At 66.7% G+C, this 14,946-nt stretch carries 14 protein-coding genes and 1 pseudogene; 5 read left to right on the plus strand and 10 right to left on the minus strand.

Annotated elements, in window-relative coordinates; genetic code table 11:
* Nucleotides 1-57: 57 nt before the first annotated feature.
* From OVA11_RS12580 to lexA, 3 genes are all read left to right on the plus strand, one after another.
* On the plus strand, nucleotides 58-648 hold the full coding sequence (locus tag OVA11_RS12580; RefSeq protein ID WP_268067704.1) for a lysophospholipid acyltransferase family protein: 591 nt from the start codon (nucleotides 58-60) through the stop codon (nucleotides 646-648).
* Between the two features lie 50 nt (nucleotides 649-698).
* The gene (locus tag OVA11_RS12585) at nucleotides 699-1,550 is read left to right on the plus strand and encodes a class I SAM-dependent methyltransferase (protein WP_268067705.1); all 852 of its coding nucleotides are present in this window, start codon (nucleotides 699-701) and stop codon (nucleotides 1,548-1,550) included.
* A 170-nt stretch (nucleotides 1,551-1,720) separates the two neighbouring features.
* Entirely contained in the window at nucleotides 1,721-2,425 is a 705-nt protein-coding gene (gene lexA / locus OVA11_RS12590) for a transcriptional repressor LexA (RefSeq protein ID WP_268067706.1), read from the plus strand.
* Nucleotides 2,426-2,495: 70 nt separating this feature from the next.
* On the opposite strand, the gene OVA11_RS12595 is transcribed toward lexA, so the two are convergent.
* Genes OVA11_RS12595 through OVA11_RS12605 form a run of 3 tightly spaced genes read right to left on the minus strand, consistent with a single transcriptional unit; the run spans nucleotide 2,496 to nucleotide 5,632 of the window.
* Nucleotides 2,496-3,263, minus strand: coding sequence for an isocitrate lyase/PEP mutase family protein (locus OVA11_RS12595; RefSeq protein WP_268067707.1), 768 nt, complete (start codon nucleotides 3,261-3,263; stop codon nucleotides 2,496-2,498).
* A 27-nt stretch (nucleotides 3,264-3,290) separates the two neighbouring features.
* A complete protein-coding gene (locus OVA11_RS12600) occupies nucleotides 3,291-5,468 on the minus strand; it encodes a ComEC/Rec2 family competence protein (RefSeq protein WP_268067708.1) in 2,178 nt (725 codons plus the stop codon).
* Nucleotides 5,462-5,632 (minus strand): hypothetical protein, encoded by a 171-nt coding sequence (locus OVA11_RS12605; protein ID WP_268067709.1) that lies wholly within the window; start codon nucleotides 5,630-5,632, stop codon nucleotides 5,462-5,464. Before OVA11_RS12605 ends, OVA11_RS12600 begins: the two co-directional genes overlap by 7 nt.
* On the opposite strand from OVA11_RS12605, the gene gltX reads away from it, so the two are divergent.
* Together gltX and gltA are read left to right on the plus strand one after the other, a co-directional pair.
* Nucleotides 5,631-7,043 (plus strand): glutamate--tRNA ligase, encoded by a 1,413-nt coding sequence (gene gltX, locus OVA11_RS12610; RefSeq protein WP_268067710.1) that lies wholly within the window; start codon nucleotides 5,631-5,633, stop codon nucleotides 7,041-7,043. The genes OVA11_RS12605 and gltX overlap by 2 nt on opposite strands.
* Before the next feature lie 67 nt (nucleotides 7,044-7,110).
* On the plus strand, nucleotides 7,111-8,391 hold the full coding sequence (gene gltA, locus OVA11_RS12615; RefSeq protein ID WP_268067711.1) for a citrate synthase: 1,281 nt from the start codon (nucleotides 7,111-7,113) through the stop codon (nucleotides 8,389-8,391).
* Between the two features lie 53 nt (nucleotides 8,392-8,444).
* On the opposite strand, the gene OVA11_RS12620 is transcribed toward gltA, so the two are convergent.
* From OVA11_RS12620 to lpxD, 7 genes and pseudogenes are all read right to left on the minus strand, one after another.
* Nucleotides 8,445-8,708 (minus strand): EscU/YscU/HrcU family type III secretion system export apparatus switch protein, encoded by a 264-nt coding sequence (locus tag OVA11_RS12620; RefSeq protein WP_268067712.1) that lies wholly within the window; start codon nucleotides 8,706-8,708, stop codon nucleotides 8,445-8,447.
* A pseudogene (gene fliK / locus OVA11_RS12625) lies at nucleotides 8,705-10,493 on the minus strand (flagellar hook-length control protein FliK). Before fliK ends, OVA11_RS12620 begins: the two are co-directional and overlap by 4 nt.
* 85 nt (nucleotides 10,494-10,578) lie before the next feature.
* Nucleotides 10,579-11,775, minus strand: a complete 1,197-nt coding sequence (lpxB, locus tag OVA11_RS12630; protein ID WP_268067713.1) for a lipid-A-disaccharide synthase — start codon at nucleotides 11,773-11,775, stop codon at nucleotides 10,579-10,581.
* On the minus strand, nucleotides 11,772-12,614 hold the full coding sequence (lpxI, locus tag OVA11_RS12635) for a UDP-2,3-diacylglucosamine diphosphatase (RefSeq protein ID WP_268067714.1): 843 nt from the start codon (nucleotides 12,612-12,614) through the stop codon (nucleotides 11,772-11,774). Before lpxI ends, lpxB begins: the two co-directional genes overlap by 4 nt.
* Nucleotides 12,615-12,623: 9 nt before the next feature.
* Entirely contained in the window at nucleotides 12,624-13,415 is a 792-nt protein-coding gene (gene lpxA, locus OVA11_RS12640) for an acyl-ACP--UDP-N-acetylglucosamine O-acyltransferase (RefSeq protein WP_268067715.1), read from the minus strand.
* Entirely contained in the window at nucleotides 13,412-13,891 is a 480-nt protein-coding gene (fabZ, locus tag OVA11_RS12645; protein ID WP_010919778.1) for a 3-hydroxyacyl-ACP dehydratase FabZ, read from the minus strand. Before fabZ ends, lpxA begins: the two co-directional genes overlap by 4 nt.
* A gap of 2 nt (nucleotides 13,892-13,893) precedes the next feature.
* Nucleotides 13,894-14,913 (minus strand): UDP-3-O-(3-hydroxymyristoyl)glucosamine N-acyltransferase, encoded by a 1,020-nt coding sequence (lpxD, locus tag OVA11_RS12650; protein WP_268067716.1) that lies wholly within the window; start codon nucleotides 14,911-14,913, stop codon nucleotides 13,894-13,896.
* Nucleotides 14,914-14,946: the final 33 nt, after the last annotated feature.

Raw genomic sequence — 14,946 nt, forward strand, 5'->3', positions numbered from 1 at the left:
GAAACAGTCCCATCCTTCAACCGTCGCCGCGCCGAGAACGCGGATGAGGAAACGTGCATGAACTGGCTCGCACGAGTCGTGAAATGGGCCCTGGCCACGAACTTCAAGCTGCAGGGCTGGAAGATCGAAGGCGCGCCGCCCGAAACGCGGAAGTTCGTGGTGATCGCCGCGCCCCATACCAGCAACTGGGACTTCGTCTATTTCGTCGGCGCCGCCGACGCCCTGGGCCTTGATCTCAGCTTCATCGGCAAGGCGTCGCTGTTCAAGGCGCCGTTCGACCAGATGATGCGTGATCTGGGCGGCATCCCGCTGGATCGCGAGCGTTCCAAGGACATGGTCAAGGCCATGGTCGAGGAGTTCGGCCGGCGCGACACCTTCATGCTGACGATCGCGCCAGAGGGCACGCGTGGCAAGGCGCGGCAGTGGAAGACGGGCTTCTACCACATCGCCATGGGCGCCAAGGTGCCGATGGTGCTGGGCATGATGGACTACCGGCGCAAGCTTGTGACCCTGGGCCCCGCGATCTACCCCACGGGCGACTACGCTGCGGACATGCGCCGCATCGCCAGCTTCTATCAAAGCTGCACGCCCAAGTTCCCCGAGATGGCCACGCGGTTCGATGATCTAGGCCCAACGCCGGACGCATGACGCGACCCACTGGTCTATAAGGCAGGCGCCGTTCTGACGGGGAGAATCGGATGCGCGTCTTGCTGAACACCTTGAGGACTCTCGCGCCCCGCCCGATCCGGTCCGTAATCAATCGCCTGCGCTCATCGCCTCGGGGGACCGTAGCGCCTACTTCCGACACCCCCCTTGAGCCAGGGACGATTCAAGCGCCCCAGGCGCTATGGAGCCTGGTCGGCGCCGCCGACGCCGACTTCGTGCGGGTCGGGCAGCAGTTCAAGGCGCTCTTTCTCGACGCCGGCCTCAAGCCTCATCACGCCATTCTCGATGTCGGTTGCGGCATCGGGCGCGCGGCCGCGCCCCTGGTTGACTATCTCGACGACAACGGTCGCTACGCCGGGTTCGACGTCATGGCCGAAGCCATCGACTGGTGCCGCGCCAATATCGCGGTCGGCGACCCGCGGTTCGAGTTCCTGCACGCCGATATGCATAGCGACCGCTACAATCCGAGCGGAACCCAGCCGGCGAGCGCCTATGTGTTCCCCTACCCCGACGCCAGTTTCGACTATGTCTGGCTGGGTTCGGTATTCACGCACCTGCTCGCCGCTGATCAGTCGCAGTTCGCCCGTGAGATCGTGCGCGTTCTCAAGCCCGGCGGCATCAGCATCATCTCCTGGTATCTCATAGACGACGAGGCCAGGGCCAATACCGGCCGGGGCCGGATCGCCTTTGATTTCATCCACCCCCTGGACGGATGCTGGACCGCCACGCCCGACCTGCCCGAGGCGGTGATCGGCTATGACCTCGCGCTGATCCAAGAGCAGTACAAAGGTCTGGGACTTGAAATCCTCAATGAGGCGCTCGGCGTCTGGCGACGCGAACCGACCCAGGATCAGGACATCATCGTGGCTCGCAAACGCCCCTGAAAGGTTCCGTTAAGCTTTTGATTCTTCGCGGCTTTCGCCTCAGACGCCGGCTAACTCGCTGAATTTTCGAACCTTTCGTCCGTTAACAAAGCTCGGCTTGACTTTGCGACGGAACACCAGGAGAACATTCGAAAGGTTTGCGGTTTGTTCCGCGCTCCAGCGAGGCCGACATGCTCACGCGCAAGCAGCACGAACTGCTGATGTTCATCCACGAACGGATCAAGGAAACCGGCGTCTCGCCGTCGTTCGACGAGATGAAGGAAGCCCTCGATCTGGCGTCCAAGTCCGGCATTCACCGCCTGATCACCGCACTGGAAGAGCGCGGCTTCATCCGCCGTCTGGCGCACCGGGCCCGAGCGCTCGAGGTCGTGAAGCTCCCTCAGCAGGCGACGGCCGCAGCCCCTCCCAAGGGACGCAGCGCTTTCCGTCCGCAGGTCTTCGAAGGCGGCGGAGCGCCGCCTCCGGCCGCCAGTGCTGCCGCCGTCGCCAACGACAGTCGCGAACTACCTATCCTTGGCCGGATTGCGGCCGGTACGCCGATCGACGCCATCCAGCACGAGCGTGAGCGCCTGCCGGTGCCGGAAGCGATGCTGGGTGGCGGTGAGCACTATGTCTTGGAAGTCCAGGGTGACTCGATGATCGAGGCCGGCATCCTCGATGGCGACTACGTGATCATCAAGAAGGGCGACACCGCCACCTCGGGCGAGATCGTCGTCGCGCTGGTGGGCGAGGAAGCCACGCTCAAGCGCCTGCGCAAGAAAGGCGGATCCATCGCACTGGAAGCGGCCAACCCCAAGTATGAAACCCGGATCTTTGGCCCCGATCAGGTCGAGGTGCAGGGCAAGCTGGTCGGCCTGATCCGGCGCTACCACTGACGGCTTTGCGATTATCGCTGCGCAAAATTGAGCAGGCCCTGATCCCGCCGGGATCAGGGCCTCTTGTTATTCAGGCGTCGGGTGAAATCCGCCCTTGCTCTACCAGTCGCTGAGCGGCGGCGTCGAAGCCAGCCCAAGCCGCAGCGGCCAAAGCGCCCCCCGTGCTGACGCGACGGACGCAAAGCTTGGCCAGGCTTTCCACTGTCATCTCCGGTCCCCAGAGCAGCACATTGACGGGCTTGGGGGCGACAGCGTCGACGACGGCCTTGATCTCGGCCGGATCGCTCACGGCGGGCGCATACAGGCAGTCTGCGCCGGCGGCGGCGTAGGCGCTTAGGCGCTCCAGGGTCGGCTGGAGATCACGACAGCCCCGAAGGTAGCCTTCCGTTCGCGCCACCAGGAGCACATCCTGTCCGCTCGCATCGATCGCGGCGCGGGCGGCCTTGAGACGGTCAACCGCTACGGCGAGGGGATAGAGCTCCGAACCCGACCAGTCCTCAATGGACAAGCCCGCCACGCCAGCCTGGATCGCCAGAGTGACGCTCTCTGCGACCTCGGCAGGCGTCTCGCCAAAGCCGTTCTCGAAATCCGCATTGACCGGCAGCTCAGTGGCCGCGCAGAGCATTCTGAGATGCGCGATGACTTCGTCGCGCGTCACTTGGCCGTCGTCCCTGCCCATAGCCCACGCCATGCCCGCGCTGGTCGAGGCCAACGCCTTGAAGCCCTGCCGCTCCAGCCGTCTGGCGCCCCCCGCGTCCCAAGGGTTGGGCAACACAAAGCAGCCATCGGCGTGGAGTGCGCGAAACGCGGCCCGGCGTGCGCTGTATGGGTCTGACATGGCTGAACTTCCGATCTTGGCGTGTGACTAGGGTTCTCTATCGCCTCTTGCGTCGCGGACTGTCAGCAGCCCGCTCCAGGGCCGTACGCCGCGCAAGGGTTGGGCCCAGACGATTCGCCAGCCATCGGCTCGCCGATAGAGCTCGGCCGCACCGTAGCGCGCGAAATCATCGCCGGTCAGCAGCACCGTATCGGCGCACAGCGGCGGGGTGCGCGCAGGCGCAGGACCCCGCACCACCACGACGTCGCTCAGAACGCACAGACCACTCAGTGTCTCGGCGTCGGGGGTTCTGCGCGACCAGGCCAGGGACAGTCGTACGGGCGCTCCGCGACCAGGCGCGCAGATCCAGCGGTCGCAACCGTAGAGGTTCCAGGTCGTCGACTCCAATCCTCTTCGCCGAGCCCAGAGCTCCGCGCCGAAGCGTTTCGCGTCTGTTCGGAGCAGCACCGCGGCGTTGCCCGAGCGCACGGCGGCCGTCGCGCCATCGGCAGCGATCCAGGCGTCGGGCGGCGTTGGTCTTGGCCACAGGGCTACGGCGAGCGCCAGGGGCGCGCCGATCCACCGAAGACGGCCTCTCCAGAGACAAAGGACCATCAGGCCCAGGAAGGCCATGAGCAGGACCTGCGGCGGGGCGCTGGCGACGATGTGCTGCGCCCCATGTGCATTGGAGAACAGCCCCGCGACATTCAGCATGACGTCAATGCCCCAGCCCGCCACCGCCAGAAACGGCGCGCTCAGGCCGAATGGCTCAAGAACCGTGCCGATGGCCAGAAAGGGCATGATCACGAACGAGGACAGCGGCGAGACGGCGAGATTTGCGGGCAGCCCCCAGACCGCCACCCGATTGAAGTGCTGCATGGCGAACGGCGCGGTGGCCAAACCCGCCACGAGACTGACGGCGATGCTGACGGCCAGCCAGGCGGCTATCGCCTGAGGGCCCTGAATCCACCAGGGCGTGGACAATTCCCGCACCGGCTTTGGCCAGGACTCAGCCAGAGCCACCAAGGCGGCGGTTGCGGCGAAGGACATCTGGAAGCCAGGTTCCCCCGCCGTTTCCGGTTTGAGCAGAAGGATTGAGAGCGCCGCCAGCGCTAGGCCGTGCAGTGTTATCGCGCGTCGATCGAACAAAATCGCCAGAAAAGCCACGCTGGCGGTGATAGCGGCCCGTTCAGCTGGTGGCGGCGCGCCCGATACAATCAGATAGCCCAGCACGGCGACCAGTCCGGCGCCGGCAGCGATCTTCTTGCCCGGCGCGCGGAGCGCCAGCCATGGCCACGCCGCGACGCCCGTCCGGACCACGACAAAGACGAACCCGCCGACGATCGCCATGTGCAAACCCGAGATCGACAGGATGTGAGCCAGACCTGAGGCCCGCATGGCTTCGGTCTGCGTCTCGGAGATCCAGGCCTCGTGGCCCGTCACCATGGCCGCCCCGATCCCGCCGCTGGTCGGCCCCATCCTGGCCAGCAGTCGCTGGGCCAGATCCCAGCGAAAGGCGTTCACAGCCATCACCATGCGCAAGCGCAGTGGCGGCTGATCCAGCGCGACGGCGCCGATATCGCCGATCGCGAAGCCGACCCCACCGATGGAATCGAACCAGGCGTCGCGCGCGAAGTCGTAGGCGCCAGGCGCAGCCGGCGGCGGCGGCGGCCCCAGCATCGCGCGCAGACCGATCGCCTGGCCCGGCTTCGGAACCCGGTTCTCGCCAATGGTCACTCTGATCCGTCGCGGCGTATCCTCCGGCGACAAGCCTGCGATCCGGACAGGCGCGATCAGCACTCGCTGTCCGCCCGCGCCGGGACTGACGACGTCGACGACAAAGCCATCGACGCGGCGCATGATCCGTTCGCCGTCCATGACCGGCGCGGCGACACGCTCGCTGCGGACCTTGGCGGCCCACGCGCCGGCGGCTCCGAAGGCGATCAGGCCCAGCAGCACCACGAGCAGCGCGGGTGCGTTCCAACGCCTCGCGCCCCATGCCGCAAGCCCAATCACACCCGCCAGCAGGGTCAGGCCCCAAAGCGCCGGTTCGGCCCGCACCTCAAGATACGCCGCCGCGCCAAGTCCAAACGCGACAGGCGCCCACAGAAAGCGGCGATCCAGATTGTTCGCCAACTCCGCCGTCAACGCCCATCGCGCGGCCGGCGCGCCGTCGGCCTCGGGCGTCGAGGCCTGTCGATCCGGCGATGCGCTTTGGATCAACACGCAGAAACCGCTGTATTTTCTGTAGGTTGCGAACTCTTTCCGCGCTGCGGAAAACCGCTAGGCCCGGCGTTGAGCCGCATGCTAAGACGCCTCGCCCGCGTCGCTTCGCGGCGAACGTTTCCCAGCACCGCTCCGGCGCCCCGTCCTGCAGCCTTGAAGTCCATGTCGAACCCCACCCCTACCGGCGTCGTCACGCGCTTCGCCCCCTCGCCCACCGGTTTCCTGCATATCGGCGGCGCTCGTACGGCGCTGTTCAACTGGTTATATGCACGCCATACGGGAGGGAAGTTCCTTATTCGCGTCGAGGACACCGATCGCGAGCGCTCGACAGAGGCCGCCGTCGCCGCGATCTTCGAGGGGCTGGACTGGCTGGGCCTGAAGTCCGACGACGAGGTGATCTTCCAGCACACCCGCGCGCCGCGTCACGTGGACGTGGTGCATGAGCTGCTGGCCAAGGGCCGCGCCTATCGCTGCTGGATGAGCGTCGAGGAACTGGAGGTCGCCCGCGAAAAGGCCCGCGCCGAAGGCCGCGCCATCCGCTCGCCGTGGCGCGACGCCCCGGAAGGCGACCTCTCCGCGCCTCACGTGATCCGCTTCAAGGGCCCGCTGGACGGCGAGACCGTGGTCAACGACTTGGTCAAGGGTCCTGTCACCTTCAAGAACATCGAACTGGACGATCTGGTCCTGCTCCGCGCCGACGGCGCGCCGACCTACAACCTCGCGGTCGTGGTGGATGATCACGACATGGGCGTGACCCACGTGATCCGCGGCGACGACCACCTGAACAACGCCGCCCGCCAGACCCTGATCTATCAGGCCATGGAGTGGGCGGTGCCGGCCTTCGCCCACATCCCGCTGATTCACGGCCCGGACGGCGCCAAGCTGTCCAAGCGCCACGGCGCCCAGGCCGTCGGCGAGTTCGCTGACCTGGGCTACATCGCCGAGGGCATGCGCAACTATCTGGCCCGCCTGGGCTGGGGCCACGGCGACGACGAGGTCTTCACCGACGAGCAGGCGATCAGCTGGTTCGACGTCGCCGATGTCGTCAAGGCCCCCGCGCGCCTGGACTGGGCCAAGCTCAATCACATCAACGCCCAGCACCTGCGCAAGGCCGACGATGCGCGTTTGACGGCCCTGGCCCTGGCGGCGGCGGAAAAGCGCGGCGAGCCCCTGCCCGCCGATGCGGCCGAGCGCATCGCCCGCACGGTTCCCGAGGTCAAGGAAGGCGCCAAGACGATCCTCGAACTGGTCGATCACTGCGCATTCGCGCTGAAGACCCGCCCATTGGCGCTGGAAGAGAAAACCCAAAAACAGCTTACCGAAGAGACGGTCGAGCGGCTGAAGCGTCTGCGCGACCAACTGGCCGCCGCGCCCGCCTTCGACGCTGCAACCCTAGAAACCGTGTTGAAATCATTCGCGGAATCCGAGGGCGTCGGCTTTGGCAAGTTCGGTCCTGCGCTGCGCGGAGTCCTGACGGGCGGGGCGCAGGCTCCCGACCTGAACAAGACCATGGCGGCCCTCTCCCGCAATGAGGCGATTGGCCGTCTTGACGACGCGCTAGCGCCTCGCGCATGAGGCGCTATAACGCACCCGCGAAAAGCGAAAATTGGACTGCCCGTCCCAATAATGAAGGGGTCTACGGATGACCGATAAAGCCACGCTGACGATCGGCGACAAGAGCTATGAGCTGCCGATCCTCAAGGGCAGCACGGGTCCGGACGTCATCGACGTTCGGAAGATCTACGGTGAAAGCGATCACTTCACGTTCGATCCAGGCTTCACCTCGACCGCCTCGTGCGAGAGCAAGATCACCTATATCGACGGCGACGCGGGCATCCTGCTGCACCGCGGCTACCCGATCGACCAGCTGGCCGAAAAGTCCTCGTTCCTCGAGGTCTGCTACCTGCTGCTGAACGGCGAACTGCCCAAGGCCGACGAGTTCGCCAAGTTCGAGCACAACATCACCTACCACACGATGTTGCACGCTCAGTTCGACCGCTTCTTCGAGGGCTTCCGCCGGGACGCCCACCCGATGGCGGTCATGACCGGCGCCGTCGGCGCTCTGTCGGCCTTCTATTCCGACAGCATCAATGTCGACGACGCCCGTGAACGCGAGATCAGCGCCCATCGCCTGATCGCAAAGATGCCGACGATCGCCGCCCGCGCCTACAAGTACACGGTCGGCCAGCCGTTCGTGTCGCCGCGCAACGACCTGTCGTACTCGGAAAACTTCCTGCGCATGTGCTTCGCCGTGCCGGCCGAGGACTGGAAGCCGAACCCGGTGCTGACCCGCGCCATGGACCGGATCTTCATCCTGCACGCCGATCACGAGCAGAACGCCTCGACCTCGACCGTCCGTCTGGCCGGCTCGTCGGGCGCGCACCCGTTCGCCTGTATCGCCGCCGGCATCGCTTGCCTGTGGGGCCCGTCGCACGGCGGCGCCAACCAGGAAGCGCTCGAGATGCTGGAGACCATCGGCTCGGTCGACAACATCAAGGACTACGTCCAGGGCGTGAAGGACCGGAAGTACAAGCTGATGGGCTTCGGCCACCGCGTGTACAAGAACTTCGACCCGCGCGCGAAGGTCATGCAGAAGACCGCGCACGAGGTTCTGGCCGAACTGGGCCACAACAACGACCCGCTGCTGCAGGTCGCCCAGGAGCTGGAAAAGGTCGCCCTGAACGACCCGTACTTCGTCGATCGCAAGCTGTACCCGAACATCGACTTCTATTCGGGCATCACCCTGCGCGCGATGGGCTTCCCGACCAACATGTTCACCGTGCTGTTCGCCCTGGCCCGCACCGTGGGCTGGATCAGCCAGTGGAAGGAAATGTTCGAGGACCCCACCCGCAAGATCGGTCGTCCCCGTCAGCTCTACACGGGCGCCACGCAGCGCGACTACGTCACGCTCGACAAGCGCTAAGCAGCGAGAGACGTACACGGATCAGGCCCCGCTTCGGCGGGGCCTTTTTCGTTTCAGCGCTTGAGCAGGAAGCTCAGTACCTCGGCGACCGCGCGGTAGAGCGCTTCGGGGATCTCCTCGTCGATCTCGATGGTCGACAGCGCCTGGGCCAGCACAGGGTCCTCCTCGATCGGCACCCCGTGCTCCTTGGCGGTCTCAATGATCTTCTCACCGATCCAACCCTGGCCGGAGGCGACGACCTTGGGAGCGTTCGGGTCCTCATAGAGCAGCGCGACCGCGATACGCGGCTTGGACGAGGGTCCCGATATCCCGCTCATGAGGCCTGGTCCACGAAGTGCCCCATCGGGCTGACGCCTCGCGCCGGTGGAGCTCCGGAATGAACGGCCACTTCCGGTGTCAAGTCCGCTTGACGCAAAGCCGCTCCGAGCGCCTCCTCGCCGGCCCTCAAACGGGTGATCGTCTCAGCGCGCTCGGCCCAGAGCGAGACGCGTGCGCGTGCGCCGGTGAGCACGACAATGGCATGCACCGGCCCCAGCGGCTCGACATCGATCGAAAAGCGAGCCCGATAGGTCGGCTCGATCGCGGCCGCCGCGCCACCACCCCCGCCTCCGCCATCGCGACTGATCTCGAACTGCGCCACAGCGACTCCCTGGGGCGTGACGAACGGAAGATCAAAGTTCAGCTTTGCCGCTTGGGCGCGCGCGTCCGATGGCTCTTGCTCGTGAACCAGGGGTTCGGGCAGTGACGCGATCTGCATCAGGTCCTGACGGGCCAGGGCCGATTGGACGCCCTTGAGCAGGCGACGCGCCATAGCCTCCGGCGCCGAGCCCAAAGACGGTGTCGGTTCTGGCCTTTGCCCCGCCGTGGGACCGCCCGCGTAGGGCGGCGGAGGCGTCTTCGACCGGACGTCCTCCACCGGCGCGCCATAGCCGCGTGTCATGAGCGGCCGAGGCTCCACCGGCTCCGTCGCCAGCGGTTCACCTTCGCTGTCGCGTGGCTCCAGTTGCGCCAGCGCTGGCAGGCTGGTCCCGCCCAGCGGGACCTTGCCCGGCGATCGCTCTGCAGACTTCTGCGGCGGTGCGACGAAGGCTCCAAACCGCACGGCGAGCTCCGGATCGGGGTCATGCGTCGCGGGACTGCCAGACGGCGGCGCCCCCCACGCGCGCGAGCGGGAGATCTTCCGCATCGACCGGCGCTCCGGCAGGAAGCGCAGGCGCTATCGGCGACGACGTCGCGGCCGGGGCGGCCGGGGCGTCGGCGGCCAAGCGGCTCTGAGCCGGCGGCGATGAAGCCATAGCGCCCGGGCTGCTGCTACTGCCGTTCGCGCGAGCTTGATGGGTCATCGGCCCCTGCGGTTCTGGCCCATCGGCGCCCCCGTCGTCGGGTAAGGAACCGACCTGCGGCGCGGCGGGATCACTCGGGACCTCGGCCTTCGCCAACCAAGCCGACAGTGCGCTACGCAACACCCACAAGGCCGCTTTGAGGTCTCCCTCGGTGACCATCGGCGGCGCGGCGACCATTGGCGGCGCGGCGCCAACCGCCGAAGGCGGCGCGGCCGCTCTCGCCAGATGCGCCTCAAGAAGCACTCCGGATCGCTCGACCGCGCGGCGAAGACCCGGTGCGGTCGTGATATCCGGGATCGTGGGGGTCGTGGACAAAAGCGCGCGCCCGGCGTCTCGGACTTCTGGCGGCGCATCAGGTCGATCGACCATGGTCTGAATATCCGCCATCAGCGGCGCAAGGCCGGCCTGTCGCGGTACAGCCTCAGCCATCGCCAGCCGAACGGCGCGCGTTGTTCGCGTCTCCGTGGGCGGTCTTGAAGGCGCAGGCGCCGCAGCCCCCTGAGGCGGCGCTCGTCGTCCGTCCAGCGCGCTCGCAGAATGGCCAGCATCCTTGGCTGTCGACTGGGCCGCTGCCGCCCCCTGCCCTTGAACCGGCGACTTATTGCCCTCAACCTGACCGGCGATCTTTGCGAGTTGCGCCGTCGAACCGGCAAGCGCCTGGCGGGCCAAAGCCTGAAGGACCGCTGTGGAATCCACTGCGGTTCCAGCCGGAACGGTTGGAAGGATCGGAGGCACGGGCGCGGTCGGGTCTACAGCCACGACAACGACTCCACGGCGACAGCTTCACAAAGGTTAAGGCCGCGAACGTAAACTGCTGATTAACTTCAGGGGAAGCCGACCGCGTCTAGCCGGCGCGGCCCAAAGCGCCGCGTGCGCTCAGGAAGACCAGAAGCGCCTCAGCCGCCGCCTCGGAGGGATCCGGCATACCTCGCCCCATCTTGTCGAGCGCCGCATACTGCTCGGCGGTCTGACGCTGGCGCAGGTCGGGATCATCCAGCCTCAGAGCGACCTCGTGCGCGAGGCCTTGGCCCTCGCAGGCGTGCTGGATCAGCTCCGGCGCCACGGCCTTCCCGGCGGCGATGTTGAACAGCGTGATCCAGCGCGGCTTCATCAGCCGCTTGACGATGGCGTAGGTGACCGCGCCGGTCTTGTAGCCGACCACCATCGCGCGTCCCGCCAGCGCCAGTTCGGTGGTCACGGTGCCACTGCACGCCAAGGCCACGTCACCCGCCAGGAACGCGTCGTCCTTCAGGCCCTCGTCCTCGATGACATGGGCGCGGAAAGGCCAGCCGGCAACCCGACCCGTTACCGCCTCCGCGACGGTGTAGGCGGCGGGAACAACAATGTGGAGATCCGGTCGCTCGACCTTGAGCCGTCGAACGGCGTCCTCGAACGCCGGCATCACCCGCTCGATCTCTGAGGGACGGCTGCCCGGCAGGACCAGGAGGATCTGTTCGGAGGGGGCCGCGCCAATCGCCGCGCGCAAGCGTCCTGGATCAGCGTGATCAAAGCGCTTGGCGAGGGCGGAGTTACCGACGAAGACGTTCTGCAAGCCAGCGGCGTCAAAGTAGGCCTTATCCATCGGCTGAATCGACAGCAACAGATCGACAGCCTTGGCCAGCGCCCGCGCCCGGCCTTCACGATACGCCCAGACCTGCGGCGCGACGTACTTCACCAGCGGCAGGGTCGGGTCGAGCCTACGCAAGGCGTGCGCCAGGCGAATATTGAAACCCCAGCTGTCGATCAGCACTGCGACATCGGGCTTTTCGCGCGCCGCCAGGGCTACGGTGTCCTTCAAGCGCGCCATGGCGCGGGGATAGGCCTTCAGGCTCTCCAGAATGCCCAGGATCGACAGTTGTGCAATGTCGAAAGGGCTCTGAACCCCCTGCTCGGCCATCTTGGCCCCGCCGATCCCGACGAACGTCACACCCTGGCCCAGGCGAGCCCGCAGAGCCTTGGCAAGACCCGCTCCGAGCGCGTCTCCAGACGCCTCAGCGGCCACGAGCATCACCTTCAGGGGTCTATCACGATTGATCGTCACGGCCGCGCCTGCGGATCGACCCCCAGCACGAACAGACCCAGATCGTCTGCGGCGGCGATCACGGCTTCACGATCGACCACCAGCAAGCGTCCAGCCTCGCCGACAATACCGGCCAAGCCGGCGCGCGCGGCCCGATGGATCGTCGCCACTCCGATCGTCGGCAGATCAACGCGCGTCTCCTGGATCGGCTTGGGAGCCTTGGCCAGGACCCCCAGCCGGCGCTCGGCGCGCCCCCGGATCGCCTCGGGCAGGTTAGCCACGCGACGCAGCATGGCGTCGGTGCCCTCCTGCGCCTCGACGGCGAGCACCAGGCCCTCGCACACGACCGCGCCCTGCCCGATGTCCAGCCGCCCGATCTCGCGGGCGACATCCAGCGCCTTGTCGACATCCGCCATGTGCTCTGGCGCCGGCGACACCTTGCCCAGTCGGCCGCGCGGCAGGGTCATTTCACCCATCACCTCATGCGCGCCCTCGATCTCGAAACCTTCCTTCTCGAACTCGTCGAGCACGCGCCGCAGCAGGGCGTCGTCACCCTTGCGCGCGGCGACGATCAGGCTGGGTAGAACCTTCAACCCGCGCGCATCGGGCATCAACGCCGAGAAGTCCGGCCGGCTGACATTGCCGGCGAAGCAGACGACGTCGCAGCCCTCAGCGCGCAGGGCCTTGAAGATCTTTCCAAACTCGCCGATCCCCACGTCTGCGCCCGGATAGCGGCCAAGCGACGGGTCGGCGAACGATCGCAGACGCATCACCGCAAAGGCGCGTCCTGCGGCTTCGCAGTGCGACGCCAGTTCGACGGGAAGCGCCCCGCCGCCGGCGATCAGGCCAAGCTTGCGCATCGGCGATACCTAGACTTCCCGCTCCGGCAGGCAGAGCGGACGGTTGGCGTCGGCGCGGATGAAATCGACGATCTCCATGACCTCTGCGTTGCCGGCATGGATCTCGGCAACGTCGTCGAGACGCTCCTGGAACGTGCCTTCGTCAGCGAACATCAGGCGATAGGCGGCGCGCAGCGCATTGATCGTCTCGCGCGGGAACCCACGACGCTTGAGGCCGACCAGGTTCAGGCCCTCCAGGTGCGCGTGGTTGCCCCACACCGAGCCGTACGGAATGACGTCCTTGGTCACGGCGGCGAGCCCGCCGATGAAGCTGTAGCGGCCGATGCGCGAGAACTGGTGCGCGGCGGCCAGGCCGCCCATGAAGACATAGTCGCCGATGGCCACGTGGCCGCCCAAGGTCGCGCCCTTGGCCAGGACCACGAAGTCGCCGACCGTACAGTCGTGCGCCACGTGGGAGCCGACCATGTAGAGGCCGTCCGAGCCGATCGTGGTCACGCCCTTACCCGAGGCGGTGCCCGTGTGCATGGTCACGTGTTCGCGGATGATGTTGCGCGGTCCGATGATCAGCTCAGTGCGCTCGCCCTTGTGGCCCAGGTGCTGCGGGGGGCCGCCGAGATTGGCGAAGGAATGTACGACGCACCCTTCGCCGATCGTCGTCGCGCCTTCCACCACCACGTGGGACAGCAGGCGCACGCCGGCCGCCAGCGTCACGTCCGGCCCCACGATGCTGTAGGGCCCGACCTCGACGTCGGGGGCCAGCTTGGCTTCCGGCGCGATGATGGCGGTGGGATGGATGCTCATGCCTTGGGTCCCGTCTCGACGACCATGGCGGCGAACTCAGCCTCGGCCGCGACCTTGTCGCCGACCTTGGCCACGCCCTTGAACTTGAAGATCGACGAGCGCGCGCGCAGCACCTCGACCTCCATGCGAATCACGTCGCCGGGCCGCACCGGATTGCGGAAACGGGCGTTGTCGACCGACATGAAGAAGATCGTCTTGCCCTCGGTGTCGACTTCGAGCGACTTGCTCATCAGCACCGCGCCGGTCTGAGCCAGGGCCTCGATGATCAGCACACCCGGCATGACCGGGTTGCCAGGGAAGTGGCCCTGGAAGAACGGCTCGTTGATCGTCACGCACTTGATGCCGACGATCGACTGGTGGGGATTGTAGTCCTCGGCCCGGTCGACCAGCAGGAACGGATAACGGTGCGGGATGCGCGCCAGGATCTCCGCGATGTCGATATCGGTCTGCACCGCTTGCTCTGCGTTGTCGCCCATCTTCAGCCCCTCGTCCCTCGACCGCCCGCCATACGCGACAGCCATGCGGTCTCCCTGAGCCACCGCTTCAGCGGCCGCGCGGGGAATCCCGTCCAAGTTTCACCGTCCGGCACGTCCTTGAACACCGAGGCGGCCGCCCCGATGCTCGCGCCCGAGCCGATGTTCAAATGATCGGCCACGCCGGCCTTGCCGCCGAACGCGACACCATCGCCGACGACGGTGCTGCCCGAGACGCCGGTATATGCCGCCAGCACACAATTGCGCCCGATACGGACGTTGTGCGCGACATGGACCAGATTGTCGATCTTGGTGTTCTCGCCGATGGTCGTATCGCCAAACGCGCCGCGATCGACGCAACTGTTGGCGCCCAAGGTCACGTTATCCTGAATCACGACGCGCCCCAGTTGCGGTAGGTCAACCATGCCCCGCGGTCCCAGCGCGGCGCCAAAGCCCGCCTCGCCAATCACCGCCCCCGCGGAGATGGCGACATTGTCGCCCAGCATCGCAAAACCGATCACCGCGTTGGCGCCGATGCGGCAGTCGCGGCCGATCACGACCCCTGGCCCTATAACGACGCCGGGGCCAATTCGGGTTCCTCGGCCGATACTGGCCCCTTGGCCGATCGTGACATTCGGGGCCAACGCAACACCGTCTTCAAGCGCCGCGTCTGGATGCAAGGACGGGGCGCCGGCCTCATGGCGACGCGGCGCGTGCAGGCGACTAGCAGCAGCGGCCCAGGCGGCCTGTGGACGCCCGGTGACCAGGGCAACGCAAGTCGCCGGCAGAAAACCTTGGTGCTCCGGGCGCACAAAGCAAGCGCCGGCGCGCGTGCTGGCGGCGGCGTCCTTGCGCTTGGCGTCTGAAAAGAAGGTGATCGCCTGGGCGTCCGAAGCATCGAGCGGCGCGGCGTGCGTAATAACTCGCCCGCCCAGCGCGGCGTCCGCCAGAGTGGCGGCGCCGGCCTGAGCCAATTCGGAAAGCAAGGCCGGACCCAGGCTATCGAAGAAACGCGGGTCCGGCATGGTTCCTCACGGCGAGAAGGTCCCCCTACGTAA

The sequence above is a fragment of the Caulobacter sp. SL161 genome (assembly GCF_026672375.1).
Classification (GTDB): domain Bacteria; phylum Pseudomonadota; class Alphaproteobacteria; order Caulobacterales; family Caulobacteraceae; genus Caulobacter.

Coding starts and splice junctions, on each gene's coding strand:
- lpxD (WP_268067716.1), bottom strand. CDS start 14,913: ATGCCGGACCCGCGTTTCTTCGATAGCCTGGGTCCGGCCTTGCTTTCC.
- OVA11_RS12620 (WP_268067712.1), bottom strand. CDS start 8,708: ATGAGCGGGATATCGGGACCCTCGTCCAAGCCGCGTATCGCGGTCGCG.
- fabZ (WP_010919778.1), bottom strand. CDS start 13,891: ATGGGCGACAACGCAGAGCAAGCGGTGCAGACCGATATCGACATCGCG.
- OVA11_RS12580 (WP_268067704.1), top strand. CDS start 58: ATGAACTGGCTCGCACGAGTCGTGAAATGGGCCCTGGCCACGAACTTC.
- lexA (WP_268067706.1), top strand. CDS start 1,721: ATGCTCACGCGCAAGCAGCACGAACTGCTGATGTTCATCCACGAACGG.
- OVA11_RS12585 (WP_268067705.1), top strand. CDS start 699: ATGCGCGTCTTGCTGAACACCTTGAGGACTCTCGCGCCCCGCCCGATC.
- lpxI (WP_268067714.1), bottom strand. CDS start 12,614: ATGCGCAAGCTTGGCCTGATCGCCGGCGGCGGGGCGCTTCCCGTCGAA.
- OVA11_RS12595 (WP_268067707.1), bottom strand. CDS start 3,263: ATGTCAGACCCATACAGCGCACGCCGGGCCGCGTTTCGCGCACTCCAC.
- lpxA (WP_268067715.1), bottom strand. CDS start 13,415: ATGAGCATCCATCCCACCGCCATCATCGCGCCGGAAGCCAAGCTGGCC.
- gltX (WP_268067710.1), top strand. CDS start 5,631: ATGTCGAACCCCACCCCTACCGGCGTCGTCACGCGCTTCGCCCCCTCG.
- gltA (WP_268067711.1), top strand. CDS start 7,111: ATGACCGATAAAGCCACGCTGACGATCGGCGACAAGAGCTATGAGCTG.
- OVA11_RS12605 (WP_268067709.1), bottom strand. CDS start 5,632: ATGGACTTCAAGGCTGCAGGACGGGGCGCCGGAGCGGTGCTGGGAAAC.